Genomic DNA, 26,966 nt, shown 5'->3' on the forward strand with positions numbered 1-26,966 from the left:
CATTAGCACAACGTTGCATTGGGGTTATGGAATGTGTCTGCATTGTCTGCATCGTTTCGGTCGATGCATGCGAAGTCCTTCTCGATGGCGATATGTAACGTCGCTCCACCAAACAGAACCTGTTCCGCGTACAGTCCGACTGCTGCATCGCTCACTGCCCAGGACCGTATCACCTCGCTCGGCACGGCGACGCGAATGGACGCTCCTCTCAAGCCTGCCGAGATCGCCTCATAAGACGGGCGATGCTTGATCGAGTAGCAGAAACGGTCGGCGGAACTGTCGAAAGCGAAGGACGTAAACGCGGAGATTTCTCCCTCGTCTGCCAGTTTGGCGACCTCTGTCCGAAGAAGTCGGAATCGGATCGAATTGTCCTTGATGCGCAACTTCAAGCGGCACGCTCCTTAAAGATGTTTTTGGAACCTATAGTTCAATTCCAGATAGCCATAGTTCGAGTCACGCATACGCGGATACGTTCCCGCAATAACCGTCTTTCCATACGCATGTGCATAGTAGGCAGCGAGTGAAACACGAGGCGTCACTGCATAATCTGTGCTGATGTCGAAGAGAGACGAAAAGCTGTTGTGTCCATTCGATGGGCGCCCTGTGTATCCAAAGACTTTGGAATCAAAGGCACCTCCGCCCTGATACCAGAGGTCCTGGTTCGACGTGAGCTGCAGGAAATGGAGATCACTTCGGATCTCCACCTTCTTCCCCGGAGTGTCGACCATCTGCATGAAGCTGTCGGTGGAATTCATCAGGTTATAGAACGGATCGCGTGCATACACTCGCGGCGTTGGGAGGATCTGAAAGAACGTGTTGTGTTTCCCATCGTTGGGATTGTTGTCGCCAGTCGAGCGGAAATAGCCTCCACGCACCCACGGCATGGATGACACGGTACTTAGTTTCAGACCACCTTCGATCGCAACAGCGCCGGCAGAGTGATCCAATAATCCCCAATGGCCACTCTGCCCTGCGCCCCACACCACGAAATCCAGAGCCGCTCTCCCCACGGGGATCGCAGCAACAAGATCCCCACCATAGGTCCCGATGCGAATGTTTGAATGATCCAAAGCTCTTGCTGCCGCGGAGCGGTTATCTGTCTTGGCAATCCCGGTGCGTCCGTCGTGATAGCCGAGGCCAAAGCCACGGAGTATTGCATGCTGTCCGACTGAGTGAGAGTACGACGCATACTGAATATCAACGTTAAGTTCGGGATTGGCGTTCATATTGAAGACACCTTGGGTGACGCGGCCAGCCATAGCCGTCATATCCCACCCTTTGTTTCCGACCTTCACATCGATACCGTCGAAGGATCTCTGGCCGTTCGAAAATCCAAAATTGCCAACAAGACGTTGTGCGACGCGATTGGTTTGTAGCCATCGAACGGATGTATCCTTCGGCGTTCCCTCCTGTCCGTCGAAGAACTCAAAACGACCAACACGGACGGAATCGAAGTCATTGTGAAAGTGATAGCGAAGGTAGCCCTGCCGAAACGATGCCGCAGCCGGGTAGGCATTGTTACTGTTCGCGGCGTAATACGTGCCACCAAGTCCAAGCTGTCCTTGTGCCGCCACGGAAGAGACAGCATCGGTGGGAAGAGCCAACTCTGCACTTTGTCCAAGGTCCAACATGTAATCCAGGTTATGTATTCGCTGCGTCAGGGAAAGACGCAGCAACGAGTCTTGATGCCCATAGACTTCGCTCGTTGGCGTCGCAGAAAACCATTGGGTTGCGTTCGTCCTTTGGCGAATCGAGACGGAGACAGTTGGGTCCCCTGTTGCCGGGGAGGACGTTTGAGCAGACAACAAGGGAGCGGAACTCGCAAGCGCGAGCACGAAGAGTGATTTCACGTTAGTCTCCTGTTGATCCATGCGCTGACCCGACCGGGGCCACGCGCAGCTTAAGGCTTCGGGATACAAGCCCATTGTGGAGGAGCGAGTCTTCGCAGTTTCAGACCGCGATCGCGGGACTTACGGGAACAATCACCTCAGAGCTGTCAGGTGCAGGAGACATCGCTCTTCCGCCCTTTCCAACCCATGTTCGTGTCCAACGTCGGGCAACGAGCCGCATCACGACCAACACCGCGATTGCGAACACTGCATAGATAGCAAAGCCTGCTGAGAAGGAACCGGTCTTTTGCTTCGAGATGCCAAGTACATTGGGCAGGATGCTTCCCCCAAGTGCGCCGATCTCACCAATCATGCCGCCCGCAATCGCCGTCGTGAGTGGCCACCGCAACGGAACGAGCTGAAAGGTCGCGCCGTTACCAGCACCCAACGCCGCAAAGCACAACATGAAGAGAAGTGTTGTCGCGGCCAACGATGGGGATGTCGTAAGACCAAAGATGCCCGCGATGGCTACGAGAAAGACAACGGAGAGCGTCGTAATCCCGCCGATCTTATCGGACAACCAACCGCCCAACACACGTGTCGCGCTTCCCAGCAGCGTTGCCATCATGGTCAACGTGCCAGCCTCCGTTTTTGCCATGTGGAACTGCGACACAAACAACGAGGGCAGGAATGTTGCGAGTCCCAGGAAGCCGCCAAACGTGATGATGTAGATCAGGTTGAAGTACCAGCCATCGGCCTCCACAAGACACTTGAGGTGCTGCCCTAGAGTCTGGTGCTCTTTGTCAGGTGGTTCCTTCGCAAAGATGATCATGGTTAACAGAGGCAAGAGCATGAAGAGCGCAGCGACGCCGTATACGTTCGACCATCCGTAGACCTTCGCGAGACGCGGTGCGAAGAAGGCAGCAAGCGCTGTTCCGCTATTCCCTGCTCCCGCAATCCCCATCGCGAGGCCCTTGTATTCTTTCGGAAACCATCCTGCTCCAAGTGATAGTGCGACACCGAAGCTAGCGCCTGCGGTTCCCAACAAGACGCCCATCGCGAGGACGTTTGAAAATGTATGGACAAAAAAGAAGCCATACATCAACGCCGCAATGATGGTGAGCATCTCGATGATGGCCGCACTTTTACGTCCGATGTACTGACCAAGCACACCCAACGGGAAGCGCATCAATGCCCCTGCCATGGTGGGTATGGAAACCATCAACCCTGTCTGTGCAGGGGAAAGATGAAACTGCTCGGTAATGAATGGCCCCATGGCACCATTGAGGACCCAGACAGCAAAGCTGAAGTCAAAGTACAGGAACGCTGCGAAGAGAGTTGGTGGATGTCCGGAACGTAAGAACGCCTTTGCGCTGGCCATGATGTGGCTCCTAAAGTCGAAGTGAGTTTGGTTTGGAAACTACGCTTACGGCTTGTGCTGCGGAGCGAACGTCATGGTTCGACTCGTTACTGCGGGTGAAGCTCTCACGGCGGCCATGGCCGCGAGAAGTTAGCGGCTGCGCTCGACGCGCACAGCACACTGCTTGAAGTTTGGTTCGCGACTGATGGGATCGAAGGCGCCCAACGTAACGAGGTTGGAGTTCTGCTCCGCGAAGTGGAATGGCATGAAGACCTGTCCGGGCGCGACAATACCGGTGATTCGGAGCTCGATGCCCTCCACTCTTGCTCGACGAGACACCAACGTGATCCGGTCATGTTGACGCAAAGAAAGACGATCCGCATCGATTGGATTCATCTCTAACCACGCATTGGGAACCATCCGGTCAAGCTGGGGAACAGCGCCCGTCTTGGTACGCGTATGCCAGTGCTCCACCGTACGTCCTGTATTCAGGATGAAGTCGAATTCCTTATCCGGTTGCTCAGAGAATGGCAAGCACGGAACACAATGCAATTTTGCGCGTCCACCGTCGTAAGGAAATACACCATCCTTATACAGACTCGTACCGCCCCACTGCGCGCCGCCTTGTCCCTCCAACTGTACCCACGTAAAAGCACTGTAGTCACAGAGGCGACCGGCTGATACACGCTGCCACTCCTGCCACGCATCGTGCGAAGAGGTCCATCCGGAAAACAACCTCTCGCGAACACCAAGCCGCTCCGCGATTGAAAGAAAAATCTCGAAGTCCGGACGCGCCTCTCCCGGAGGGGCAACGAACGCATTCACCTTGCTGACACGACGCTCTGAGTTGGTATAAGTTCCTTCCTTCTCACCCCAGATCGCAGCAGGGAGTACAAGGTCGGCATAGTCCATGGTGGGAGTTGGATAGAAGCCATCCTGCACCACAACAAACTCTGCCGTCGACAATGCCTGGGTCAGCAGCTTTACATTCGGGAAACTCACAACTGGGTTTGTCGCGATGAACCACAGAGCACGGACGCGTTTATCGAGCGCGGCCTCAATAATGTCTGGATAGGCGAGCCCACGCGACTTGGGCAGCTCGTCTTCGTCGATATTCCACAGTGCCGCGAGTTCCGCGCGATCCTTTGCGCTGTCGAATTTGCGATATCCCGGCATACCAGAAGTAAAGCCGCTCTCGCGGGTTCCCATCGCGTTGCACTGTCCTGTAATGGAAAAAGGAGCAGATCCCAATTGGCCAATCTTTCCCGTGAGGAGTGCGAGGTTGTTGATCGCCGCAACCGTTACCGATCCTTGCGTGGAATGATTCACTCCCATCGTCCATCCAATGAAAGCGGACGACGCAGTTCCATAGAGGAAGGCGATATTCTCCATCGTCTCCGCGGTAAGCCCGGTCGTTCTTGCGACCGCCTCCGGAGTGAACTCGGCAACAAAGCGCCGCAACTCGTCCAGGCCTTCAGTGTGACTCTCAAGAAAGGCTTCATCAATCATGCCGTCGCGCAGAAGAATGTGCGCAATGCCATTCAACAAGGCGATGTCCGAACGTGGTTTGACCGGCAGATGAATATCCGCCATCATCGCCGTTTTGGTCACGCGAGGGTCGGCAACAATCAGAACCTGGCCTGGCCTTTTGCGGAGTCGGTTGCACAGAATCGGATGATTATCCGCGATGTTAGAACCAACAAGGAGAACCACGTCCGCATGCTCCATGTCGGCATAGGAACCGGGCGGGCCATCAGAACCAAAACTGAGCTTGTAGCCCGATACGGCGGATGCCATACAGAGTGTCGTGTTGCCGTCGTAGTTCCGGCTGCGAAAACCGAGTTGAACGAGCTTGCCAAGCGTGAAGAACTCTTCCGTGAGCAACTGTCCCGTTCCGATCACGCCGAGTGTGTCGGAACCATGCGCACGCTGTAGGGCTGTAATACGTGCCACCATGACGTCCAGCGCTTCATCCCACGAGATGGGCTCAAGCGGCGATCCTTTTCCACCTCGTCGCAGCAATGGAGTACGGGCGCGACCCGGTGTATCGATCATCTGGTGCTCACTCAGCCCCTTAGGGCAAAGCTTACCAAGATTGACAGGATGATCAGGATTGCCGCGGACCGCCACTGCCTTGCCATCGCGGGTTCCCACCAGCATCCCGCAACCGACAGAACAGTAGCCACAAGTTGTCTTCGTCCACTGGTCAGCAATCCGGGATTCTGAGATATGTCCGAAAACTGGATCATTTCCGTAGGCATATTTCTTCTTCGCGGTGTCCAGTCCCAGCGCTCTCATCACTCGCTGCGAAATCGTCATACGACCTCCGCGCGGTTGCCGATGAAGGTGAGGCCCATGCTAAGGGGCACAACAGACACAAAGAAGAGGTATCTGCCGATGACGACAGTTACTGTGCCTGCAAACAGCGCAAGCCAAGGCAATGGAGCATATGCGAATAAGACCGATGCGCCTGCACTGAGGAATGCCAGAGCGACCCAATAGAAGAGTTGCTCACCACGTAGCAGGTTGTAGCTGGCGCGCCACTCAAACAGGCTTGCGGAACGAAGCCGAACAATGCGAATCGACTGATTCAATCCCCACAACATAGCAAACAGCAAAACCAGGTTGCGATGAAGCACGAATCCTCTTGTCATTACATCCGCGACGAGACTGCCGAGATAGGCAGCGGAAACGAGAAAATCAATGGGTGTATGGATCGTGTTCCACGAAGGTCTTGCCTTCACGAGATAGAGCGCGGCGCTAGCAAGAGTCCCGCACATCCCAAGCAATATGCCGAAATATGCAAGCGGAGTTATGGCCCACTGGAATTCTCGAAGCCACGCTGCGGCTGCGCATGCAGTCACACTGCCGTAGAAGAGACCGAAACACAAGACTTCGCGGCTAAGCCAGGAACGCCGCCACATGCGAATTGCGCGCCAGGCATATGCGGGTCTCCCCAGATGAAACACGGAAACATTCAACGCGAATGTTGTCAGCAGCCAAAGAGATGTCAGAACCGCTGCGTTTAGTTCATGAGCCAGCGTCATCACGGCAAGTGCTCCAAACGACGCCTGCATCACCGTCGTCATCGCTATCAAGGATGGATGCGCATGCTCCAGGTGAATCGAGCCTGTATCTACGCGCTCCAACCAAGAGGACGACCGTTCAGGCAAGGTAATGCGAGTCGTCGAGACGGTCTGTCCAGCCGCAGGCATCCCAGGCGACTCTGCAGTATGAAAATCCTTACCCCATGCTTCCTTGTTCACGATCTCAATCTGAATCGCATTTTCGGGACATGCATTCACACATGCTGGCTCTCGTCCATCCAGCAGACGCCCACGACACATGTCGCATTTCCCCACCACACCGCGCTCCGCATTGAACTGTGGAACGCTATAGGGACAATTCCACACACAGTATTGGCAACCGATGCAAGCATCCGTTGAATGCAACACAATCCCCGTGAGCGGATCTTTGGTATACGCATTGACTGGACAACCGCGCAGACAGTCCGCACTGAGACAGTGATTGCAGCCCATCGAAAGATAAGTGCGCTGCGTGTTCGGATAGACGCCGCCTTCCAGTTCGCCAACACGTCGCCACTGGATATGCGCCGGGTTGCCATTCTGCTCGTTACACGCCACCTCACACGAACGGCAGCCGATACACTTCGTCATGTCGAAATGGAAGCGATACTGCTCTCCTGCCTCAAGCGGCCGCGATGGAATCAGAGCCTGAGCAAGCTCTGGTGACGCGCCATTAGCGACGAGCGTCATTCGCACCAAATCGGCGCTCTCTGCTTCCATCGCAATTTCTTGAAGAGGAAGAGGCATAGGTGTTAGTACACGTCCCGGTGATAGCGGTTTTCGTCATGCAGCGCGGAAACATATTCCTGTGCTGCCTCATTCGTAAGGTTTCCGTGGGTCGACACGATGCGATGCAGGGCAACATCCACGTCCTTCGCCATACGACTCGCATCGCCACAAACGTACAAGGACGCGCCATCATTCAGCCATCGATATAGCTCCGCACCAGATTCAAGCATTCGGTCTTGCACGTACACTTTGTGCGCCTGATCACGAGAGAATGCGGTATCGAAGCGAGTCAGATGACCGTCGTCAACGAAAGACTTCATCTCGCAGCAATACAGAAAGTCCGTCTCTGCGCTGCGCTCTCCGAAAAACAACCAATTCTTCCCGGTATGCCCAAGTGCGCGACGCTCATGAAGAAATGCACGGAAGGGTGCAACACCCGTTCCGGGACCAATCATGATGATCGGCGCCTCGGAATTCTTCGGCAGACGAAAGCGCTTGTTCGGATGCAGATAGATCGGCACTCGGGAGCCTATCTCCATTCTCCGTCCCAGCATCGTGGACGCCACACCACCCCGGTCACGGCCGTGCGCGGTGTAGTTCACAACCCCAATTGTGCAGTGCAGTTCGCGCCCATGCGCGGTGGGACTAGACGAGATGGAATATAGTCGAGGCGCAAGTCGTGGCAAAAGTTCGACCAGTTCGGCCGCGTTCGAAAGCACTCCTGGATAAGCATGCAGAAGATCGATCAACCCACGCCCATAAAGGTATGTCTCCAATTCTCCCGTGTCTGCAGTGAGAAGCGTGGAGAGCGTCTGACATTGGGCCTTCTCTGCAAACCGTTGGACGACTTTGCGCGTCAACTTCGTGATCTGAAGGTGATGCCGAAGAAGCTGCTGTACCGTGAGTGGTCCCGACTTGGGAAGAATGGCCGTATCGCTAGGTGAAAAACTAAGTAGCGCAAGAATCTCATCCACAAGTGCGGGATCGTTCTCAGCCAAAACACCACATGCATCCCCGGCTTCGTACTGCAGCTCCGCGTCCGTCAAATCAAAACCGACATGCACGGTTTGTTTGCTCGATGAAGGATGGGTCAGCAGACGCTTATCAACTAGTGGTGCATGATATGGGTTTTCACGCGTATGCGCGAGGTTAACTGCAGCAGGCGAGGCGGTGATCTGTGCCGCTTCGCTCAACGTCGGACCGAAATCACAGAACGCCTTGAGAAGCTGCGCACTCCATGCACTGAACGGCGTATCGACATCCAAGTCACTCTCGACGCGTGCCGTGATGCGGGAGGCTCCGAGAGCGTTCAAGCGATCGTCTAGTTCGATTCCAAACTGGCAGAAGTGCTCATACGCACGATCGCCAAGACAGAAGACTGCGTAACGAAGTGCTTGCAAACGGGGAGCATTGTCTGAGAAGAGAGCATCTCGAAAAGCGCATGCATTCTCAGGGGGCTCTCCTTCGCCGTAGGTGCTGGCAAAAAACAATGCATACGTCTCTTGTCCCAGCGCCGGCAGCGATAAGCTCTCCACTGATTGCACAGTCGGTGCATGTCCGGCTTCCCTAAGAAGCTTGGACATTTTTTTGGCAAGCCGCTCTGCCGTACCGCTCTGCGACGCGAAATATAAACCTAGGCGATAGCTCGCTTGCGGCGCGGGGGAGAGATGCTTGGGGAACAAATCAGCCAGTAACTTGTTGAGCCACGCTCGCTGTTCCGCGCTGAAGGGTGCATCTTCAGGAATGAATGGTGTCACGACTTTCATGCGCCCACCTCACTGAAGCGTTCAACCTTGCAAAAGCCACGCAACTCCCTGATAGTGTGCCGACCGCAGAACTCCAAGAACGACTCTCCCTGGACGGCTTGTTCCATGTACTGCTTCATGATGTTGTGCAGCGCGGATTGGACTTCTTTATAAGGCAACCCGGGAAATAGCTCTCGAGCCAGCGCTTGATCGTTGTCAGCACCACCGCCCACGCTCACCTGATAGCCGGGCTCGCCGCCGATCTTCACTCCCATCAAACCGATATCGCCAATGTAGTGTTGTGCACAGGAGTGAGAGCAACCGGTGACGTGCAGGTTGATCGGCTGAAGAACCGGAAACGCTGCATCAAGTAAAGTTGCAAGTTCAAGAGCATGCCCTTTAGTGTCAGTCGCTGCGAAACGACATCCACGACTCCCTGTACATGCCACCGTACCGCTCAACACACGACCTGCTTCAACTTCGAGTCCCGCATTCCGAAGAGCTTCACGAGCCGCATCTAAGTTCTGCGTTGTGATGTTCGGCAGCAGCAGGTTTTGCCAGACGGTCAGGCGAATTTCTCCCGATCCATACCGATCGGCGACATCGGCAAGTGCGCGCGCTTGACCAACGGGAAGCCAACCCACAGGAACAACCACTCCGATGTAGTGCAATCCCAATTGCGGTTGTGCATGGATGCCAAGATGGGCTGTACGGTCAATCGCATTCCGCGACTCAGACTCTTCTGCGGAGATCCGTACGATTGGAAATGTCAGTTTCCTCTCTGTCTCTTCAAGAAAACGATCTGTCCCCCACTTGTCGATCAGGTACTTTAAACGAGCCTTTTTGCGGTCGGTTCGATCACCATGTTCTGCAAAGACACGCACCATGGCGGCTGCAACAGCAACCAATTGGTCCGGCCGCAACAGCAAACCACAGTCGGATGCGAACTGCCGGTGCCCCGTGATTCCACATAGCAACACGCGAAAGTAAACACCCGGGGGGACGGACTTCCGTTCCGCGATACGAACAGCAAGAAAGCCGATGTCGTTTGTGTCGGCAAGTGTGCTGATGGTGCCGCCGCCATCAAATGCGATGTTGAATTTTCGTGGCAGCCCGAACATATCGCTAGAGTTGAGGATGTAGGCCTGGAGCGCGTTCGCATATGGCCGCACGTCGATTAGTTCTGCAGCATCAATCCCTGCAAGCGGAGATGCAGTGATATTCCGAATGTTGTCCGCTCCAGAGCCTTGGGATGTCATGCCAAGGCAGCGCACTGCGTTCAAAACATCAACGATCGATCGCGGGGCAAATTCACGAATCTGGACTCCTGCACGTGTCGTGATGTCGAGGCGGCCGCAACCAAATCGCTCTGCGATATCCGCCAGCCCCCTCAACTGATGGGTGCTCACAATTCCGCCCGGTGCGCGCAGACGCATCATGAAACTATCCTGCGCTGGAGCTACATGAAACAATCCATGGAACTTGAAGCGATAGCGGAACTCAGCATTGGGAACTTTGTCTTCCGCCGCGTGCTCGAGCAATTCATCCCACAGATCCAAAGGATTGGAATCATACTTCCAGCGTTCTTCCGCGCATAAGTCTTCTACAGGTGTGTTGAAGAACGTTGGAGCATCCGCCAGATTCGGTCCACCAAGATTCTGATCGGCAGTGAATTGTCCCGAACCGACCTGTCCCACATAGGGATAGTTTTGAGCGACCGCAGCGAAAAAGCCCTGCAGATAGGCCTTTTGCTCCGACAAGAACTCTCCGGAGGCAATGATTTCAGGTGCTTGAACCTCTGCCATGGCAACTCTTCCTCGCACTGCATCAAGTAGGCGAGCCCAGAGTCAAAGATTCGGAGTGGGTCAGCGGCACAAGCTTCGAGAACACGCTGACGCACACTCAATCGCGAATCGAGTGACATCTGGGCTCATCGTGGAGCTTGTTTCGTAACGCTGGAACCGGCGCACCTTGGGGCCAGTCAAAAGCAGGAAGGAAGCTGTCCGGCAGTCATGGCAGGACGTACTTCAATACGCGAAGTATGACATGACACGTTCCGAACCGCAATGGGAAAGATTCCTAACCATCGCCAAGGATCATGTTCTGGGCCGGCACAGAATGCAGTTCGAACACGTTACACTCAAGAAACTTCGGCAGTTTTCTGTTTTAACCGCTGCCCATTCTCTTTGGGAGTAATGCATGCGTCATGCCAGCTTCGATGGTCTGCGAGTGCTATCGCTTGAGACCCGTCGCGCCCGCGAAGTCGAAAAGCTGATCCGCACGTATAACGGCGACCCCATCGTTGTGTCCGCGATGCGAGAGATTCCCCTCGAATCGAATACCGATTGCTTCGCATTCGGGGAACGTCTTCTCAACGGCGACTTCGATCTCCTCATCTTTCTGACAGGGATCGGGGTCACCAAACTCCTCCAGACTTTAGAGACCAGGTATTCACAGGGCGCAATCCTGGAGCAATTCCGAAAACGTGAAGTGGTCACGCGTGGAGTGAAGCCTGTTGCCGTTTTACGGGAGCTCCAGGTGCCCGTGTCCGCGTCGACTGAGGAACCCAGCACATGGCATGAAGTGCTTGCACTGCTCGATTCGCAGTATGGGCAGCAGCTCGGCGGGTTTCGCGTTGCGGTACAGGAATACGGCGCAACCAATCCGGAATTCATCGCGGAGCTGGTTGGTCGTTGCGCAGAGGTTACAAAGGTTCCCGTATATCAATGGGGCCTGCCACTTGATCTCGAACCATTGCGCGATGCAGTACGCCGCCTTTGCGACGGCGAAATTGACGTTGTCTTGTTCATGACGGCGGTACAGGTGATTCATCTGTTCCAAATCGCTGATGAATTGGGTTTACGCGAGATGCTGAGCATCGCCTTGCAGCAAGCCATGGTCGTTTCGATTGGACCCACTACCACGGAGGAGTTGAAGCACTACGGCGTTCAACCAGACTTCGAGCCTTCGCGTCCTCGCATGGGCTTCATGGTGAATGAAGCTGCGCAATACGCCAAGAAGCTTCTGGCCGAGAAGAGATCAGTGCAAACGTCGTCTACTGCCGCACCCAGTGTGAGACCGCGTCCACCCTACCGCGGGAGCGTGCAACAGGTCGCACCTTCTACTTCTGCGATGTCTGGATTCCGAGACGGCTTGGCTCCGTTTGACGTGCTGCAGGAAATCAGCAGTCATATCGCATCCACAGACCCGCTTCACGTCACACTTTCACGCATCGTGACGCTCGTGTCCATCGTCATTCCATGTGATTCCTGCTTCCTGTACACACTGGAAGACGACAAACTTGTCTTACGCGCCTCACGGAATCCCCATACGGAAGAACTCGACCATCTCAAGCTCTCCATCGGCGAAGGCGTTACCGGATGGGTTGCGGAACATCGCGAAACAGTTGCCATTCCGGAACGAGCAAGTGAAGACCCCCGCTTCAGTGCGTTCGTCAGTCTGCCGGAGGACCGCTTCGAAGCGATGCTATGCGCCCCCGTAAGTTGCGCAAATCGTGTCGTGGGAGTTCTGAATGTGCAGCACAGGCAGCCTTACCAACATAGCGAGTTGGAGCAGAGAATGCTCTCCACTGTTGGCATTCTCGTCGGAGCAGAAATTGAACGCGCTCGTCTCGAAACGGAGAACTCTGTCCTCACGAACAGGCTTGAAACCCGCAAGCTCGTCGATCGTGCCAAAGGCATCTTGCAGCGTGATCTGAATCTTTCCGAGGACGACGCGTACCGGAACATGCAGCGGGAAAGCCGACAGCGAAGAAAGTCCATGCGCGAAATTGCTGAAGCAATACTTTTGGCTGACAGCTTGAGACGCGACAAGAATGCACGATCCGAATGAGATTGGTTGTAGAACAGGACTGGCCACTCGGGAACGGCTCGACAGTCATGCGCCCCCAATCCTCCTCGAGATGACAGATGCCTTAAGGCCGAGTGAGCTCTTTGCCATCCGCTGGCACGTTTGATGGCGAGAACACACTCGACTTAACTGAAACCATCTACCGTGGGGTGATTCGCCCCTTCGGTAAGACCCCCAAGAGCTTGGGGAAAATGCACTGCCAGATGATCTGGTCACCGAGCTCAAAGGGTGGAAGCTGGAGTGTAAGGAAGGTTCCTGCCAAGGTGCTCTCTGTAAAAACGAGGCGCACAGGAAATCTTCTCCAGATGACTCGATGTTTCCGAATGCGGACGGCGGGTTCATCGACACCAGCAACTACCGGAAAAGGGTCTTGAAGCCTCTCGGGGAGTCTGTAGGTATCGAAAAGCTGAACTTCCAGGTGATCCGGCGCACGATTGCAACGCGGGCGAGGCATCTCGGTTCAGTTAAAGATATCCAGTCCCACCTACGGCACTCGCGAGCTGACGCCACCGCGAACGAGTACATGCAGGAACCGCCTGAGAGCGTGCAGCAAATGGTAGGTACGGTCTACGCGATGCTCACCAGCAACGCAGGCTCAGAGATGGTGAATTGAGCATCTGCTACCAAATGCTACCAATCGCCAAATCGAGATGCTTGTAAGTTGTTGATTTGATGGTGGGCACAGCAGGATTCGAACCTACGACTTCCACCGTGTGAAGGTACGAATCCAAAATTAAACTACTGATGACATTGGACTTATGAGACGGCATAACCGGTAAAAACGGCCAAAACGGCAGTATTTGCCACAAAAATGCCACAAAGATTTCACCAAAGCCATTGCATGCAAAAGTGGGCGTTCGGCTGGCTCGCGGGGAGCCAGCCAGCATGGCTTTGTGGAGTCGCACAACCGATGCTGCTTCGAATCGACCACCTTCGTGTTGTCGGCATAAAACAGCCTGGGCCCGGCCGACCGATTGCATCTCCGGAAATGGTTTATCTCTGCATGCTGGATGAATCCAACGTGGAATAGAGGGTGACCTCGATGTCCACGCCGATGATTTGCTTGCCGATACGCTTCATCGCAAACGGTGCGGATCGGGTGTGGGGTTTACTGGGCGGTTCGCTCAATGGTGTGGCACCATTCAATCGATCAGTTCCGCAGTCCTGTGTGAGCAAAAAATGCTGCACCTTGGCGGAGCAACGTGGTTTGATAGCGACAAACCATGCGTAAGCTCACTGTACTCGCCCTTGTCGTCGCCCTCTCCCCGCTCTCGATCCATGCCGCGGCAGCACCAAGCATCGCCGATAAGACAAAGGACATGAGGCATCTCGACGGCTTCTTGCCGCTCGATTGGGATGAACAAACGGGACGGCTGTATCTCGAGATACCGAAGCTCGATAGCGACATGATCTATGTCGACTCCCTGCCCTACGGCACGGGCTCCAACGATCTCTCTCTTGACCGCGGCCAGATTGGAGATGGCCGACTTGTGCGGTTTGAGCGCGTTGGACAGAAGGTGCTTCTTGTACAGCCCAACGTCGCGTTCCGCAGTGGTTCTACGACCGCAGCGGAAGCGCTCGCAGTGCGGCAATCGTTTCCGGAATCAGTGCTGTGGGGATTCACGGTGGAGGCAGAGACGAACGGCGCTGTCCTCATCGATGCCACCAATTTCCTGCTCAGTGACGTGCATGGCGTCATCAACCGCCTGGCGCAGGCGAAGCAGGGGACCTATCATCTGGACGCCACTCGTTCGGTCATTGCAATTGACGACTCACGCGCGTTCCCAATGAATACCGAACTGGAAGCCAAACTCACATTTGCAATTGACAGCACGGCAGACGCGAAGTTCGTCAAAGATGTAGCGCCGGATGCTCATGCAATGACCCTGCATGAACGCGTCTCTTTTGTGGCATTGCCCAAGGATGGATACACTCCCAGGCGCTTCGACCCGCGATCCGGATACTTCAGTGCAGATTACCGAGACTATACCGCTCCGCTCGGAGGCGCACTCGATCAGAAGCTTCTGGTTCGGCATCGGCTGGAGAAGAAAGACCCCGCATGCAAAAACGCCTGTGAGGCGGTAACTCCTATCCAGTACTACGTCGACCGTGGAGCGCCGGAGCCAATTCGCACGGCTCTCGTGGAGGGAGCGCGCTGGTGGGATGAAGCATTCCAGGCAAGCGGATGGGCGAAGGGTACGTTCCGAGTCGACCTGCTCCCGGAGAATGCAGATCCGATAGATGTCCGTTACAACATCATCCAATGGGTCCATCGCTATACGCGTGGCTGGAGCTATGGCTCGGCCGTCATCGATCCCCGGACCGGAGAAATCATTAAGGGCAACGTGACACTGGGCTCTCTCCGTGGGCGTCAGGATTACCTGATTGCAGAAGCTCTGCTCTCGCCGTACAAGAACGGAACCGTTCCTTCGAATGATCCGATGTTAGCGATGGTGCTGGCTCGCTTGCGGCAGCTCGCCGCGCATGAAACGGGCCACACGTTAGGGTTGGTGCACAACTTCGCGGCCTCTAGCTTCGGTCAGAGCACAAGTGTCATGGATTACCCTCATCCGAATATTCAACTCGGCAAAGATGGAGCTGTCGATCTGACCCACGCCTACGCGATCGGCATCGGCGCCTGGGACAAAGTAGCGATCACCTACGGCTATCGACAGTTCGCTCCGCGCACGGATGAACAGCAGGAGTTATCGCGAATTCTGGAGGAAGCGCAGAAACAGAACCTCCCCTTCCTGAGTGACGATGATGCCCGTCCCGCCGGATCCGCCAGTCCGATCGCGCACCTCTGGGACAACGGACCCGATGCTACAGCAGAGTTGAATCGAATCCTGGAAGTCCGTAAGGCAGCGCTGGCCCACTTCGGTGAAGATGCGATTCGCAAAGGAACACCAATGGCGCAGCTTGAACAGACGCTCGTGCCGTTGTACCTGCTCCACCGTTACCAGACGGAGGCTACGATCAAGCTGATCGGCGGATTGCGCTATGAATACAACCTGCGTGGAGACGGACAGCCAGCCCCATCCATCGTTCCGTTGAAAGACCAGGATGCTGCTCTGACGTCTGTCTTGAAGACGCTGGAACCGGACACCCTCACGTTGCCGGAGTCCTTACTAAAGATCCTGCCACCCGTTCCCCCCGATTATCCCAGGACGAAGGAATCATTCCCGAGTGAGACCGGTCTGACGTTCGACCCAATCGCCGCCGCAGAATCAGCAGCAGATCTCACACTGAATGTCTTGTTTGATCCCGCGCGTGCATCCCGACTGCTGCAATACCACATGCGTGACACAGCGGATGGCAACAAGGGTCCCAGTCTACGCGTGATGATGGAGAAGGTTTCGAAGACGACCGCAGAGCGAACCGAGAGCGGCCATACGATCAGCTCTGAGGTGATGCGAGCCGTTGAATTTCGCGGACTTGAGGCGATGCTTTCACTTGCCGTGAATGCCGATGCGGCCTCACAGGCACGAGCCATCGCTCGCTATCACGTGGAGGACCTCCTGAAGCAATGGACTTCTGAGGCGCCCCCTGCTGACAGTGCGGAGGCGATTCACCGCTTGGCGATGATCGAGCGCATCAACGAGTTCAACAGGAACCCGGATAAGTTCGTGCCTGCGAAGTCAATCACTACACCTCCGGGAATGCCCATTGGCGACGAAGAAGAGATGTAGCTCAGACCTTGGATAGGTTCAATCATCCAAGCTGTCCATCCACATGTCATCGGATGAAAAATGTCCGGAAATCACTGGGCGGCGAAGTGTCCATATCGCAGGACATGGAACACGTCGACTCCGGGTCCGTTCTATCATCATCCCTATTCTTTGCGGGTTTCGCTTGCGGCAACGCAGTGCATCGCCCCATTCATTGAAGTGATTGAATCCGACCCAACAGATCGGGGGATCATCCGAAATTAGCCCGTTCGGCAGTTGCTAATTTTGGGGGGTAGTGGTCGAACAGCAGTTACGTCATGCGAAGCAAGTAACAGCCCACCGCGATTGTGTTTTCATCGAACTCCACCGACTGTATCAGGCCGGTTGGCATCTTAGTATTCTGACTTAAGCTGCTATGACATACCAGACAAACAACCTTCGTATTAAGTCCAGCCGAATCGTCCTCCCTCCCATCTTTCTTGAGGACGAGATGCCCGTTACGGACGAAGCCGCGCGCACAGTGTTCGAAGGCCGCCGCCAGTTGGCCGACGTACTGAATGGGACTGATGATCGCCTCATTGTCGTAGTCGGTCCCTGCTCCATTCATGACACCAAAGCAGCACGTGAATACGCTTCCCTCCTGAAGAAGGCGATCGCTGAGCTTTCGGACGAGTTGCTGATTGTGATGCGTGTCTACTTTGAGAAACCGCGTACGACCCTGGGTTGGAAGGGCCTCATCAATGACCCCTACTTCGATGAATCCTTCCGCATCAGCGATGGCCTTCGCATGGCACGAGCCCTGCTGCTGGACCTTGCGGAGATGGGCGTGCCCGCGGGGACTGAGTTTCTCGATATGATCTCGCCGCAATACTTTGCGGATCTCGTAAGCTGGGGTGCCATTGGTGCGCGCACCACGGAGAGCCAAGTTCATCGCCAGCTTGCCAGTGGCCTCTCCTGCCCGGTTGGCTTCAAGAACGGCACTTCGGGCAACGTCCAGATTGCAGTCGAGGCGATCCTCTCGGCTAGCCACGAGCACACCTTCCTCGGCACCTCCGAGACCGGTCAGGCATCGATCCTGCTCACATCCGGCAATCCAGATTGCCACATCATTCTGCGCGGCGGTCGCAACGTCACCAACTTCGAAGCTGCCTCCGTAGCGACGACGGCCGACCAGATGGAAAAGGCCAAGGTACAACCTCGCATCATGATCGACTTCAGCCATGCAAATAGCGGTAAAGATCATCACAAGCAGGCGCTCGTATGCCACGATGTCGCCGCCCAGGTGGCAGGAGGCGAACGACGCATCATAGGTGTGATGATTGAGAGCAATCTGGTTGCCGGAGCACAGTCACTTGTGAACGGCAAAGCCCTTGTCTATGGTCAGAGCATTACAGACGCCTGCATCGACTGGCCGGAGACTAAGGAGCTTCTCCAGGAGCTTGCTGATGCCGTAAAGGAACGTCGGAAGCATCGTTCATAGATCGGAAACATCACATGAAAATCGCAAGAGTGCTAGAGGCACATCGCCTCGATTGCGCATATCCGCTTGTTGGTATGTCTGAGCTCGGAGTTTCTCGTTGACCGAAGCTAGGCATGCAAGCGCTGCGAAAGTTATGGCAAGTCTCCAGCGAACTTTCATCGGTTCTCCTAATGGATGCTGAGGGTAGACAAGCCAGCAACAGTGCAAGCCGAAGAGGTCTTCCAAGCGGAATATGCAATAGAGGCTTCTGTTAAGAAACGGCCCTGTTGATCAATATCAGCAGGCGACTCCAGAATGCGGATTTACGAACGTGTCGCTGTTATCTTCGTCTGAGCGGTCAAGGCAGGCAAAGTCTTTCTCAATTGTGATTTCTAGCTGGCGATCAGGAGCAGTTGGGATGCTGGTGTAGATACCGACTTCTTGTTCGTTCAACCACATCGCCAACTCAGCGCTAGAGATCACCAATGTGATTCTGCCATCACGAAAGCTCGCGGTCGTCGCATCGATCTGCGGGGATGAGCCCAACGCGTATCTAAGGTCGCCGCCTGGGAAGTGAACGGTTTCCTCGATCACCTGTCCGTCCCTGAGACGTTGAAGTTCGGAGCGAGAGACACGGAGACGAATTGAATCCCCCTTGATGCGAAGCTTCATAGCGGACCTCCTCAAGCCCAATGATGTTGATTTCGACCTAAACCTCAAGTCCCATCACGTGATCCGCCCCATGGTAGATATTGAACCGGTTCTCGCGAAGAAACCCGATGAGGGTTACATCAAATTGCTCTGCGACGCGCACTGCGAGGCTTGAAGGGGCACCCACCGAAGCAATCATTGGAATCCCGGCCATGACCGCTTTCTGTAGCAGCTCGAAGCTAGCTCGACCAGAAAGAAGCAACAGTCGCTGAACCAGCGGAGTTCGGTCCGCAAGAAATTCGGCTCCGAGCAATTTGTCGACCGCGTTATGCCGCCCTACGTCCTCACGCAGGGAGAGTAAGTTCCCTTCGCGATCGAAGAGTCCCGCGGCATGAAGTCCGCCCGTCTGCTGAAAGTTGCCTTGGGCTCTGCGCAAACGATCGGGCACGCTCAGGAGAACACTCGCGGCGATGTCGAAGGCATTGGATCGCCGAGGGGGACAAACACTCCGCAGGGCCAGGAGTGACGCTTTGCCGCAGATCCCACAACTCGACGTGGTGTAGAAGTTGCGCTCCAGGGTATTGAGTGAGATTTCTACGTCCGGCGCCAGTTCAATGAGTATGGAGTTTCTCGCATGTACGAGTTCGTCATCAGCGTCGCTCTCTCGCTCTACTTCGGGCGCTCGCGCGGCTACGGTAATGCGCTCAATATCATCTGGTTCTCGAAGCACGCCTTCTGTCAGCAGAAACCCAATCGTCAATTCCGCATCGTTTCCGGGCGTACGCATCGTCACGGCAATGGATTTAACCGTTCGATTGTTGCTCGGTCCGTAAGCAAGCTTGATCTCAAGTGGCTCTTCGACTGCCAAAGCGTCCGAGACGAAAGCAGACTGATTGGCCTCCACCTTAAGAATCTCTCGGCGCCTGGTACCTGCAATCGGCAGCGTCTTGAGTGGCATGGGGTTGGAGCTTTCAGTCTCCCTCGGTAGAACCAGATGATCCGCCATACCTTACTCCTGAGTAACGCTTCTTACGGATGCGGACTACTTCTCAGTGCGAGCGAGAGCGGCGCCAAACACTCCCAGTAGAGAGAGCCCGACTGACATTCCCCGCCGCACATCCTCATTGTTCATTGTGCCGACGAGCGAAATGAGAGATGGAGCCTTCTTTTCCGGAGATGTCAGAAGCGTATGGACGCGATCCACTTCCACTGCGCTGAGAAGATTCCCCAACAGCAGACCAATACGCACTGCGTTGACAGCTTCCTTAGAACTAACAACATCCGTCACTTTTTCAATGACCGTATCGCTGGCCCGAAGAGCTCCATTCAGAGCAGACAGGATGCCTTTCTCGTGGAGACTCTCAAGCAGATCGTATGCCTCCAGGATCGCGTCCGCGTGTTCTTGAGGGGCTGCTTCGATGCGACGAATCAGGTCATCCCGCGAGTTGGCAGGCTTGAAATGGCGAAACTCCACTGCCTTTGCCATTAGGCTTCCATTCCTTTCTTGTGACCGTTGGTGCTCTGAATGGTGACTAACTGCGGCGCGCCGGGTTCGTGATAATCCTTTCGCTTCCACTTGCGTTCTACTTCGACACCCATTTGCGGTGTGGGCCTTCCGTTAGCGCGAAAGTTCAATGGGTTGAGGGGGCTGTTCCCCAACTCCTCCAGAACCATCAAGTTCACGGCAGTTTCTTTGTACGCGGGAGTGTTGGTCGCATCGTCCGCATGAGAGCCTGTCAGGACATTCACCGGCCCTTCCTGCGACAACAAAGGGAGATATACTTGACGGCCCTCCACACGAGACGTCACAAGAGCCTTGATCTTGATGGAGCCATGTCGACTGGTGAGCCGTATCCAACGTCCCGACTCCACACCGCGTTCCTGCGCGAGTTCTGGCGAGATCTCGACGTAGCGCTCGGGGGTTTCCTCATGAATTCCATGAACACGATTGGTCATGTTGCCTTCGTGGAAGTGTTCAAGCTGCCGACCGTTATTCAGGAATAAATCGAACTCGGTATCAGGCTGCTCGAGAGGCTCAACGAAGGAGACAGGATAGAAACGTGCTTTCCCATCTGGAAAAGGAAAGCCATTCAGATAAAGAACTGGCTGATCCACGCCCTCTTCCGAAATCGGCCATTGCTGTGTGTCATAGCCCTGCAGCCGTGCATAGCTTGCACCAGCATAGATAGGACTCAGGGATGCCATTTCCGCTAAGATTTCGGAGGGATGCGAGTAGTTCCAATCCGCACCCATATGCCGCGCGATCTCCTGAGTGATCTTCCAATCCGCCTTCGCATCTCCTAGCTCCGGGAGAGCTTGGTACAGACGCTGAATGCGACGTTCCGTATTGGTGAAGGTGCCGTCTTTTTCGAGAGCGGGGGCTGCTGGGAGGATCACATCTGCATAACGACAGGTCTCGGTGAAAAAGATATCCTGCAGCACCATAAAGTCCAGCTTCTCAAATGCTTTGGCTACGTGATTGGAGTTGGAATCCGCCCCGATCATATCCTCACCAGCGATGTACATCGCGCGAAGTTTACCTTCGATCGCAGCTTCCACCATCTGGTGGTTGTCCATTCCACGATCAGCAGGGAGCTTCACTCCCCAGTTCTTCTCAAACTTTTCACGGACCGCAGGATCATCTACCGCTTGATAGCCCGGATAGAAGTTTGGCGCCGCTCCCATGTCGCCTGCACCCTGCACGTTGTTATGTCCGCGTAGAGGATATGCGCCGCCGGCACGATGTCCATAGTTGCCCGTCGTCAGCAGCAGGTTCGAAATGGCGGTTGATGTGTCCGATCCACGGATGTGCTGCGTTACACCCATGGCCCAGCAAATCGCCACGGTTTTAGCCGCCGCGAGTTCTTTTGCAAGTTGCTCAAGTGTTGCCAACGGAATCTGGCATACATGGGAGGCATATTCCAGGGTGAAGGGCTCTAGGCTCTGTCGAAAAGCTTCAAGATTGTTCACCGATTTCTCGATGAAGTCCAGCTTTGCATGGCCGTGATCGAACATGTATCGGCTCATCGCGGAAAGCCAGACCAGATCGGTACCGGGTCGAGGGCGGAAGTGTAGGTCGGCACGCTGTGCCAGCTCGTTGTTCCGAGGATCAGCAACGATCAGCTTCGTGCCGAAGAACTTGTGTGCCCTCTTCATGCGCGCTGCGAGCACGGGATGGGCTTCCGCCGAGTTTGCGCCAACGATGAGAATCACACTCGAAAAAACGAGATCCTCAAAGGAACCGGAGTCACCTCCATAGCCGACAGTTCGGAAGAGGCCAGTAGTCGCGGGAGACTGGCAGTACCGCGAACAGTTGTCGATATTCTGCGTACCGATCACCTGACGCCCAAACTTCTGCATCAGGTAAATCTCCTCATTTGTTGTCTTCGACGATGCGATGACTGCCAAAGAGTCCGGACCTGTTTCAGCTTTGATCTGAGTGAACTTCGACGCCACCAGTGTGAGAGCTTCTTCCCAGGATGCTTCACGGAATGTGTCTCCTTCCCGAATAAGAGGCTTCTTCAGGCGATCTTCGTGGTTGACGAAGTCCCATCCGAATTTGCCCTTCACGCAGGTCGAGATTTGATTGGAGTCGCCATGGGCTGGAACGACCTTGAGGATCTTGCGGTCTTTCGTCCAGACATCGTAGCTACAACCAACCGCACAGTACGTGCAGACTGTCTTGGTCTTCTTGATGCGAGACTCGCGCATGTGGGCCTCTACCTCTGAGACCTGCATGATCACACCGTAGCCCATTTCAGGCTCAATCTCCTTTACGACATCGATTAACTTATCGAGGGCCGCATGCGGGAGATTCGTCATGTAGCCGGCCTCGCCGAGCATGGACTTCTCCATCAAGGCATTGCAAGGACAGACAGTCACGCACTGTCCGCATGAGACACAACTCGACCCTCCGATCTGCATTCCTCCATCCCACAGCACGCGAGGACGATCCAACTCCCAGCCAATCGAGAGCGTCTCGTTGACCTGTACGGTTTGACACGCTTGAACACACTGGCCACAGAGGATGCACTGGCTAGGATCGTAGCGATAGAAGGGATTGGACATATCCACTTCATATGGCTTCGGTGTGAAAGGAATTTTCTGATGCTCTACTCCGAGAGATCTCGTCGTGTTGTGGACTCGACAGTTCTCGTTGTTGTTATCGCATACCGTGCAATACAACATGTGGTTGCCAAGAATCGTGTCGAGAGCCTCCATCCGCGCAGCCTTTGCACGTGCAGTATCGGTGACGGCATTCATCCCAGCCTTGATGCTCGTGCCGCAGGCGCGAACGATCTCCCCGTCGACCTCAACCATACATGTGTCACAGGTTTCGATTGGGCCCATCAGGCGAGAGTGATAGCAGATGTGAGGTAGATCCTTCTCATTCAGAATTGAATCGATTAGAAGATCCTCGGTATGCGCCACGATCTGCTTCCCATCCAGCACAAACAAAACTTCCTGGGGGACGGTGGATACTGGCCGAAACGCAGAAAACTTTTGTTCAGGGAACATACGCTGACTTGGCTCTACTGCGCCAACAACTTCAGATTTTGGCAAGCTCATCGGTCCCTCCCACCACATTGCCATGATATGCGCCGTCTACATGTATGCATCGGATAAGTGAGAGGCTCCCTGCGTGCGGTCGGGATTTACCGACGGCCGCAGTATTCACCATCATCGATTTCCAACGTCCGGCAGTAGCGCCCACAGCACGGCTCCGCCCAATGAATCATGGACCACGAGCCTCTGTCACCTATAGAAAGCTATAGATAGGCGTTGCTCGACTCTCTCTCTGTCGACGATTCTCGACTTGTGTTCTTTGACGGTCGCATTGAAGACGATGTCGGGAATTGTGTCGAGCGATATTGCCACGACAGTAGACATTAGTTGCTTCCTCGATTGGAGGGGATGGAAAGTTCATCGTGACATAGTCCAGTCACGGCTTCCCATCAACCATTCATGGCGTGTGCTGATGAATTGACGAGCGACACTCGCTGCACGATGTCGTGCCACGAATGCCGCGAACTCCCTGCGGCGCGTAGAGGAGCGAATCCTTCCTGGAAATGAAGCGAGTAAGGTTTAAGTATTGACACAATCGCGCTCCAAAGCCCTTATGAGACCTCGATCGGTAAACCGTCGATGCGTCATTCCTGGGTTGTATATCTCGACATCTTGAAGTTCAGCGCGGATGTGTGAAGCAGGCGACAACGAACGGAAAAGCAAATGAGCTGCTGATTGAACTCACTAACGCGCTGAATGACGCGAAGGTTGATCTCGCTATCGACTATGAAGAGTTCAGCGCGTCAGGAATGAAAGAAGCGCCCCACGTTGTCAAGATGTTCACGGATAATGTGGTCCTCGGATTCCCGATCCACGACGATGGAGAGGATGAGTTCGGGTCGGATGATTTTCATCCTTGGGTTGTGGCAATTCAGCCTCTCAAAGCGAGGCTTTTCGTTCGTGGAGGCAGCGAGCCGAGTTCGTGCAACAAGCTGTTGCACAAACCGGAAGCCGCATCAGACATTGGATTTTGAGCCAGATCGCCTCCATCTTGCTCGGAGCGGCCCTTCCGAACGTTTTTCGACCGAAGAGGTCGTTTCCGAACATTTTTCGACCGGAATGCAGTATTTTCGACCAAGGTGGACGCTGTAGGAATCGAATCAACACGATAACGTAGTTTGAACAACATGCAGGTCAGCGGATGACACTCTAGACCATGCAAAACGGCCCACAACGAATAAACAGAGCGCACGCAGAGCGCGTAAGAATCTTAATTAGAGGATCTGCGACGACCGCCCTATAGCAGGTTTTCAATCTGCGGCATTCCCTCTCAGCTGATCGAGCGTTGCTCTCCGCGCGTCGATAGCCTGCCACTACAGCGGAAGGTCGAACTTTTGGTCGGGAATCGGTAGTGCGTTACTGGTCTCCACTTACCTTGCGCGGCGCTCGGCAAGCAGAGCCAAAAGCAAACCCTCGAAAAGTAAGGCAGTAACTACCGATCATTGCAATCGTACTGTATTCAACTTTCGCAATGAGATTTGCGGCTTCGAGGTTCGCAACACAAACATAGAAATTCGAGTCGTCTTGTGAGGGAAAACCGGCGATGTATGCAGTCTGCATTTCCCCCAGATCGAACTCTGTGCGCGGTATTTTCCCGTTGATGTTGCGGTTTTCATATATCGAAAACAATTCATTGAGGAGTCGCGCCTCATCGATCGCCAGTTGTTTCAACATGGCTATGTATGCGGGACGCACCTCGTCCACACCCGACAAAGAAGCGGCATTGGCTAATAGAGTGGCCCACATCGTGTGGATTTCTTCATTCTCTTCGAACGATGCACCTTCGAGAAGCGGAAATAAGATTTTCGGGGCAACTGGCCCCGTCTTAATGCCCGCGGATTCGGCCATTTTTGCAGCTTTTTCTACGCAGGCGAGTTGTCGCTCGTATCGATAAAGACGAATCTGATCGCGCATCATTTCAGCAATTTCATCTGATGCCGGACCGAGCATTCGCTTCACGACCCCTGTAAAAGGGATGGCTATCCCCAGCCCTGCTGCACTCTTTGCTACGAGCGATCCCGCCTTCACTATCTCGTCAGGATTCATACTTTCTCCAGTCACGTAATCCTACGACTGCAGAGACGCCATTTTAATAATCCGAACCGAGAGGTTTGAAATCGCTGGAGACCTACTGTCTAGGCTTAGAGATGGAAGGTCTCACGGATAGCTTCAAGGAGCGATGCAGGAGCGGGCGCTCGGTTGCCAAGCGTCGCACGGAGCGCAGATAGGATGTTTACCCAATCGGGGTCATCGGCTGGAAAGCCCGCGAGGAATTGCTTCATGTCGTCCTGCACGCGCGGATCGATCTGCGGACCGGCATCGCCGGTCAATGTCGCAGCCAGGCGAAAGACATCGGCACGATGTTTTTCGATGTCTTTCTGATCTACCCTTTCTCCGTTTTGTTTGCGGTGTACGAGATCAAGCCACGCCTTCGCTTTGAGCGGGATGAGAGCCAGAGCGGATACCACGGAAGGGTCAGAGTTCGGGACGCGATGATTGAGGATGAGCTGATAGTACACATCATCGAGGAGGATGGCGGAGAGACTCGCTTCTGCCTCATCGAGAGCAATCGGGACGATGGTTTGCGACTCCCAAAGCGTAATGCCTTCCGGTTTGCGGCTGAAGACTTCGACCACCGCGGGATATCCGTCTTCTTGCGGTTTGGCGAAACGATACAGGACGCGACCACCATCTGCCTTCTGACGAATCTCGTATTTTCCTGATTCGATGAACTGCCAAAATCTTTCCACGAACTCCTCGGTCAGAGCTTCGATGAGGATGACAATGTCGAGGTCCTTGGTGGCGCGGAACTCCCAGCCCAGTGCCTGATACCACTCATGACAGGCGACACTACCAATCATGAGATAGGAATCGGGAAACGCGGCGAAGTGTTCCTTAAATGTGTCGAGACCACGAATCATACGATTACCTTATCGAGGAGATATTGAAGTTCCTTCTGCACTCGCTCGTCGGCGTTTGCGCGCAGAGATAGGTAGAGTGAGCATGGGTCCACAGTGTCGCCACGCGGGGAGAGTAGAGCGGGATCGTACGCCCAGCCTTCTAGACGCGCATCCGCGCCATCTCGTCCAGGGGCGAGGCTGAACCTTCCAGCGCTCCATGCTGCCTGGACGAACCGTTCCCGGATTGCAAATGTTGGTACGCTGTCTTCGTTCAGCATGGTCAGCTTGGCGAGCGCTGTTGTTCCAGCGAGAGGGATGTCCTTTGGCTTCTTCTGCCAATGTATCCAGTGCGTCTTGCGTACGGGACTTTTGAGTAGGGGCTCGGCAGTCTCCCAGATCGTGCGTGGCGCTCCGAGGAACTCAAGATATACCTCGCGTCCGCTACGGCGGAGCTCACAGAGTCGGACGTTCTGGAGCTCTTCGTTAGCTCTGCTGATCGCCATACGGGAGTACCCTAGAAAATCGGCAATGGTGGCCTGCGGCACCTGGTCAAGCGGCTGCCGCACCAAATGGTACAGAACGATCAACTGTGCTGCAGTGGAGAGCTGCTGCAGCGGCTTGGTGCCGCGTCGCGCGTATTGTTCTCGGAGGTCGACCATCATCATAGGAAGGAACATCTGTGTTCCGGGAACGATGAAGGGGACGTGCTGCTGCACGAGCCGATTTCGGACGTGAGCGAGCACTGGCTGGAGCACGAGGGCAACCTCACTCCCCAGCGCGCGGCGAAGGACCTGCAGTTCTTTTGTAATGCCGGTCGCGGTCACCTCCTCGGTGGTATCCCGTACATCAGGCTTCTCAATGGCAAAAAAGAGTCTCTTCCCGAAGAGGTCTCCCTCTGCGAGAGCGAACTTCTCCCGCATGAAGAGAGGGAGCTGCCGCGCGGCAGACGCAGGCAGGTGTTGGAGCCAGACGCGATCTCCAGCGATCTGAAGCAGATACCGTTCGAGTTGGGCGTAAGCATCCATACGTAAACAAAAATATCACGATAACCTTTTTATTGTTATCGTTATTTATTTTGTTACGGTAGCGGGTCGAAACGCCGT

At 54.8% G+C, this 26,966-nt stretch carries 20 protein-coding genes; 6 read left to right on the plus strand and 14 right to left on the minus strand.

Going from position 1 to position 26,966, the window contains the following annotated elements:
- Window positions 1-2 precede the first annotated feature (2 nt).
- From M504_RS19000 to M504_RS19030, 7 genes are all read right to left on the minus strand, one after another.
- Window positions 3-389, minus strand: a complete 387-nt coding sequence (locus tag M504_RS19000; protein ID WP_047497232.1) for a hypothetical protein — start codon at window positions 387-389, stop codon at window positions 3-5.
- 12 nt (window positions 390-401) lie between these two features.
- On the minus strand, window positions 402-1,676 hold the full coding sequence (locus tag M504_RS19005; protein ID WP_232296367.1) for an alginate export family protein: 1,275 nt from the start codon (window positions 1,674-1,676) through the stop codon (window positions 402-404).
- 274 nt (window positions 1,677-1,950) lie between these two features.
- Entirely contained in the window at window positions 1,951-3,210 is a 1,260-nt protein-coding gene (locus tag M504_RS19010; protein WP_047497234.1) for a NarK/NasA family nitrate transporter, read from the minus strand.
- 129 nt (window positions 3,211-3,339) lie between these two features.
- Window positions 3,340-5,508, minus strand: coding sequence for a molybdopterin oxidoreductase family protein (locus M504_RS19015; RefSeq protein ID WP_047497236.1), 2,169 nt, complete (start codon window positions 5,506-5,508; stop codon window positions 3,340-3,342).
- The gene (locus tag M504_RS19020) at window positions 5,505-6,995 is read right to left on the minus strand and encodes a DmsC/YnfH family molybdoenzyme membrane anchor subunit (RefSeq protein ID WP_232296368.1); all 1,491 of its coding nucleotides are present in this window, start codon (window positions 6,993-6,995) and stop codon (window positions 5,505-5,507) included. Before M504_RS19020 ends, M504_RS19015 begins: the two co-directional genes overlap by 4 nt.
- Window positions 6,996-7,027: 32 nt before the next feature.
- A complete protein-coding gene (locus tag M504_RS19025) occupies window positions 7,028-8,770 on the minus strand; it encodes a sulfite reductase flavoprotein subunit alpha (RefSeq protein WP_047497239.1) in 1,743 nt (580 codons plus the stop codon).
- Window positions 8,767-10,554 carry a NirA family protein gene (locus M504_RS19030; protein ID WP_047497241.1) on the minus strand — a complete coding sequence of 596 codons (1,788 nt, stop codon included), beginning with the start codon at window positions 10,552-10,554 and terminating at the stop codon, window positions 8,767-8,769. Before M504_RS19030 ends, M504_RS19025 begins: the two co-directional genes overlap by 4 nt.
- Window positions 10,555-10,948: 394 nt before the next feature.
- On the opposite strand from M504_RS19030, the gene M504_RS19040 reads away from it, so the two are divergent.
- The 4 genes from M504_RS19040 (at window position 10,949) to M504_RS19060 (ending at window position 17,767) form a co-directional block, all read left to right on the plus strand.
- On the plus strand, window positions 10,949-12,601 hold the full coding sequence (locus tag M504_RS19040; RefSeq protein WP_047497245.1) for a uroporphyrinogen-III synthase: 1,653 nt from the start codon (window positions 10,949-10,951) through the stop codon (window positions 12,599-12,601).
- A 331-nt stretch (window positions 12,602-12,932) separates the two neighbouring features.
- Window positions 12,933-13,232, plus strand: coding sequence for a hypothetical protein (locus M504_RS21570; protein ID WP_052201061.1), 300 nt, complete (start codon window positions 12,933-12,935; stop codon window positions 13,230-13,232).
- Between the two features lie 610 nt (window positions 13,233-13,842).
- Window positions 13,843-16,308 (plus strand): zinc-dependent metalloprotease, encoded by a 2,466-nt coding sequence (locus M504_RS19055; protein ID WP_047497248.1) that lies wholly within the window; start codon window positions 13,843-13,845, stop codon window positions 16,306-16,308.
- Between the two features lie 394 nt (window positions 16,309-16,702).
- Entirely contained in the window at window positions 16,703-17,767 is a 1,065-nt protein-coding gene (locus M504_RS19060) for a 3-deoxy-7-phosphoheptulonate synthase (protein ID WP_047497249.1), read from the plus strand.
- Between the two features lie 276 nt (window positions 17,768-18,043).
- Here the strand turns inward: M504_RS19060 and M504_RS19065 are convergent, their stop codons facing one another.
- The 4 genes from M504_RS19065 to fdhF are packed head-to-tail and all read right to left on the minus strand — an operon-like array spanning window position 18,044 to window position 22,966.
- A complete protein-coding gene (locus M504_RS19065; RefSeq protein ID WP_047497251.1) occupies window positions 18,044-18,418 on the minus strand; it encodes a hypothetical protein in 375 nt (124 codons plus the stop codon).
- 37 nt (window positions 18,419-18,455) lie between these two features.
- A complete protein-coding gene (gene fdhD, locus M504_RS19070; protein WP_232296369.1) occupies window positions 18,456-19,403 on the minus strand; it encodes a formate dehydrogenase accessory sulfurtransferase FdhD in 948 nt (315 codons plus the stop codon).
- A 36-nt stretch (window positions 19,404-19,439) separates the two neighbouring features.
- The gene (locus M504_RS19075) at window positions 19,440-19,883 is read right to left on the minus strand and encodes a DUF1641 domain-containing protein (RefSeq protein ID WP_047497253.1); all 444 of its coding nucleotides are present in this window, start codon (window positions 19,881-19,883) and stop codon (window positions 19,440-19,442) included.
- Entirely contained in the window at window positions 19,883-22,966 is a 3,084-nt protein-coding gene (gene fdhF, locus M504_RS19080; RefSeq protein ID WP_232296370.1) for a formate dehydrogenase subunit alpha, read from the minus strand. The genes M504_RS19075 and fdhF overlap by 1 nt, the downstream gene beginning before the upstream one ends.
- 629 nt (window positions 22,967-23,595) lie before the next feature.
- Here fdhF and M504_RS19085 point away from each other — a divergent pair.
- Window positions 23,596-23,937, plus strand: a complete 342-nt coding sequence (locus M504_RS19085; protein ID WP_047497255.1) for a hypothetical protein — start codon at window positions 23,596-23,598, stop codon at window positions 23,935-23,937.
- Between the two features lie 382 nt (window positions 23,938-24,319).
- Here M504_RS19085 and M504_RS19090 read toward each other — a convergent pair whose 3' ends face one another.
- From M504_RS19090 to M504_RS19100, 3 genes are all read right to left on the minus strand, one after another.
- Window positions 24,320-25,009 carry an Abi-alpha family protein gene (locus M504_RS19090; RefSeq protein ID WP_047497257.1) on the minus strand — a complete coding sequence of 230 codons (690 nt, stop codon included), beginning with the start codon at window positions 25,007-25,009 and terminating at the stop codon, window positions 24,320-24,322.
- A 95-nt stretch (window positions 25,010-25,104) separates the two neighbouring features.
- Window positions 25,105-25,884, minus strand: coding sequence for a hypothetical protein (locus tag M504_RS19095; RefSeq protein ID WP_052201063.1), 780 nt, complete (start codon window positions 25,882-25,884; stop codon window positions 25,105-25,107).
- Window positions 25,881-26,579, minus strand: coding sequence for a hypothetical protein (locus M504_RS19100; RefSeq protein WP_156994024.1), 699 nt, complete (start codon window positions 26,577-26,579; stop codon window positions 25,881-25,883). Before M504_RS19100 ends, M504_RS19095 begins: the two co-directional genes overlap by 4 nt.
- Here M504_RS19100 and M504_RS22170 point away from each other — a divergent pair.
- Window positions 26,568-26,894: a hypothetical protein gene (locus M504_RS22170; protein WP_156994026.1), complete on the plus strand. Its 327-nt coding sequence runs from the start codon at window positions 26,568-26,570 to the stop codon at window positions 26,892-26,894. The genes M504_RS19100 and M504_RS22170 overlap by 12 nt on opposite strands.
- Window positions 26,895-26,966: the final 72 nt, after the last annotated feature.

Source organism: Terriglobus sp. TAA 43, from assembly GCF_000800015.1.
GTDB lineage: Bacteria > Acidobacteriota > Terriglobia > Terriglobales > Acidobacteriaceae > Terriglobus.

Coding starts and splice junctions, on each gene's coding strand:
- M504_RS19060 (WP_047497249.1), top strand. CDS start 16,703: ATGACATACCAGACAAACAACCTTCGTATTAAGTCCAGCCGAATCGTC.
- M504_RS19090 (WP_047497257.1), bottom strand. CDS start 25,009: ATGAATCCTGACGAGATAGTGAAGGCGGGATCGCTCGTAGCAAAGAGT.
- M504_RS19065 (WP_047497251.1), bottom strand. CDS start 18,418: ATGAAGCTTCGCATCAAGGGGGATTCAATTCGTCTCCGTGTCTCTCGC.
- M504_RS21570 (WP_052201061.1), top strand. CDS start 12,933: ATGTTTCCGAATGCGGACGGCGGGTTCATCGACACCAGCAACTACCGG.
- M504_RS19095 (WP_052201063.1), bottom strand. CDS start 25,884: ATGATTCGTGGTCTCGACACATTTAAGGAACACTTCGCCGCGTTTCCC.
- M504_RS19030 (WP_047497241.1), bottom strand. CDS start 10,554: ATGGCAGAGGTTCAAGCACCTGAAATCATTGCCTCCGGAGAGTTCTTG.
- fdhF (WP_232296370.1), bottom strand. CDS start 22,966: ATGAGCTTGCCAAAATCTGAAGTTGTTGGCGCAGTAGAGCCAAGTCAG.
- M504_RS19015 (WP_047497236.1), bottom strand. CDS start 5,508: ATGACGATTTCGCAGCGAGTGATGAGAGCGCTGGGACTGGACACCGCG.
- M504_RS19010 (WP_047497234.1), bottom strand. CDS start 3,210: ATGGCCAGCGCAAAGGCGTTCTTACGTTCCGGACATCCACCAACTCTC.
- M504_RS19075 (WP_047497253.1), bottom strand. CDS start 19,883: ATGGCAAAGGCAGTGGAGTTTCGCCATTTCAAGCCTGCCAACTCGCGG.
- M504_RS19020 (WP_232296368.1), bottom strand. CDS start 6,995: ATGGAAGCAGAGAGCGCCGATTTGGTGCGAATGACGCTCGTCGCTAAT.
- M504_RS19040 (WP_047497245.1), top strand. CDS start 10,949: ATGCGTCATGCCAGCTTCGATGGTCTGCGAGTGCTATCGCTTGAGACC.
- M504_RS19055 (WP_047497248.1), top strand. CDS start 13,843: ATGCGTAAGCTCACTGTACTCGCCCTTGTCGTCGCCCTCTCCCCGCTC.
- M504_RS19025 (WP_047497239.1), bottom strand. CDS start 8,770: ATGAAAGTCGTGACACCATTCATTCCTGAAGATGCACCCTTCAGCGCG.
- fdhD (WP_232296369.1), bottom strand. CDS start 19,403: ATGGCGGATCATCTGGTTCTACCGAGGGAGACTGAAAGCTCCAACCCC.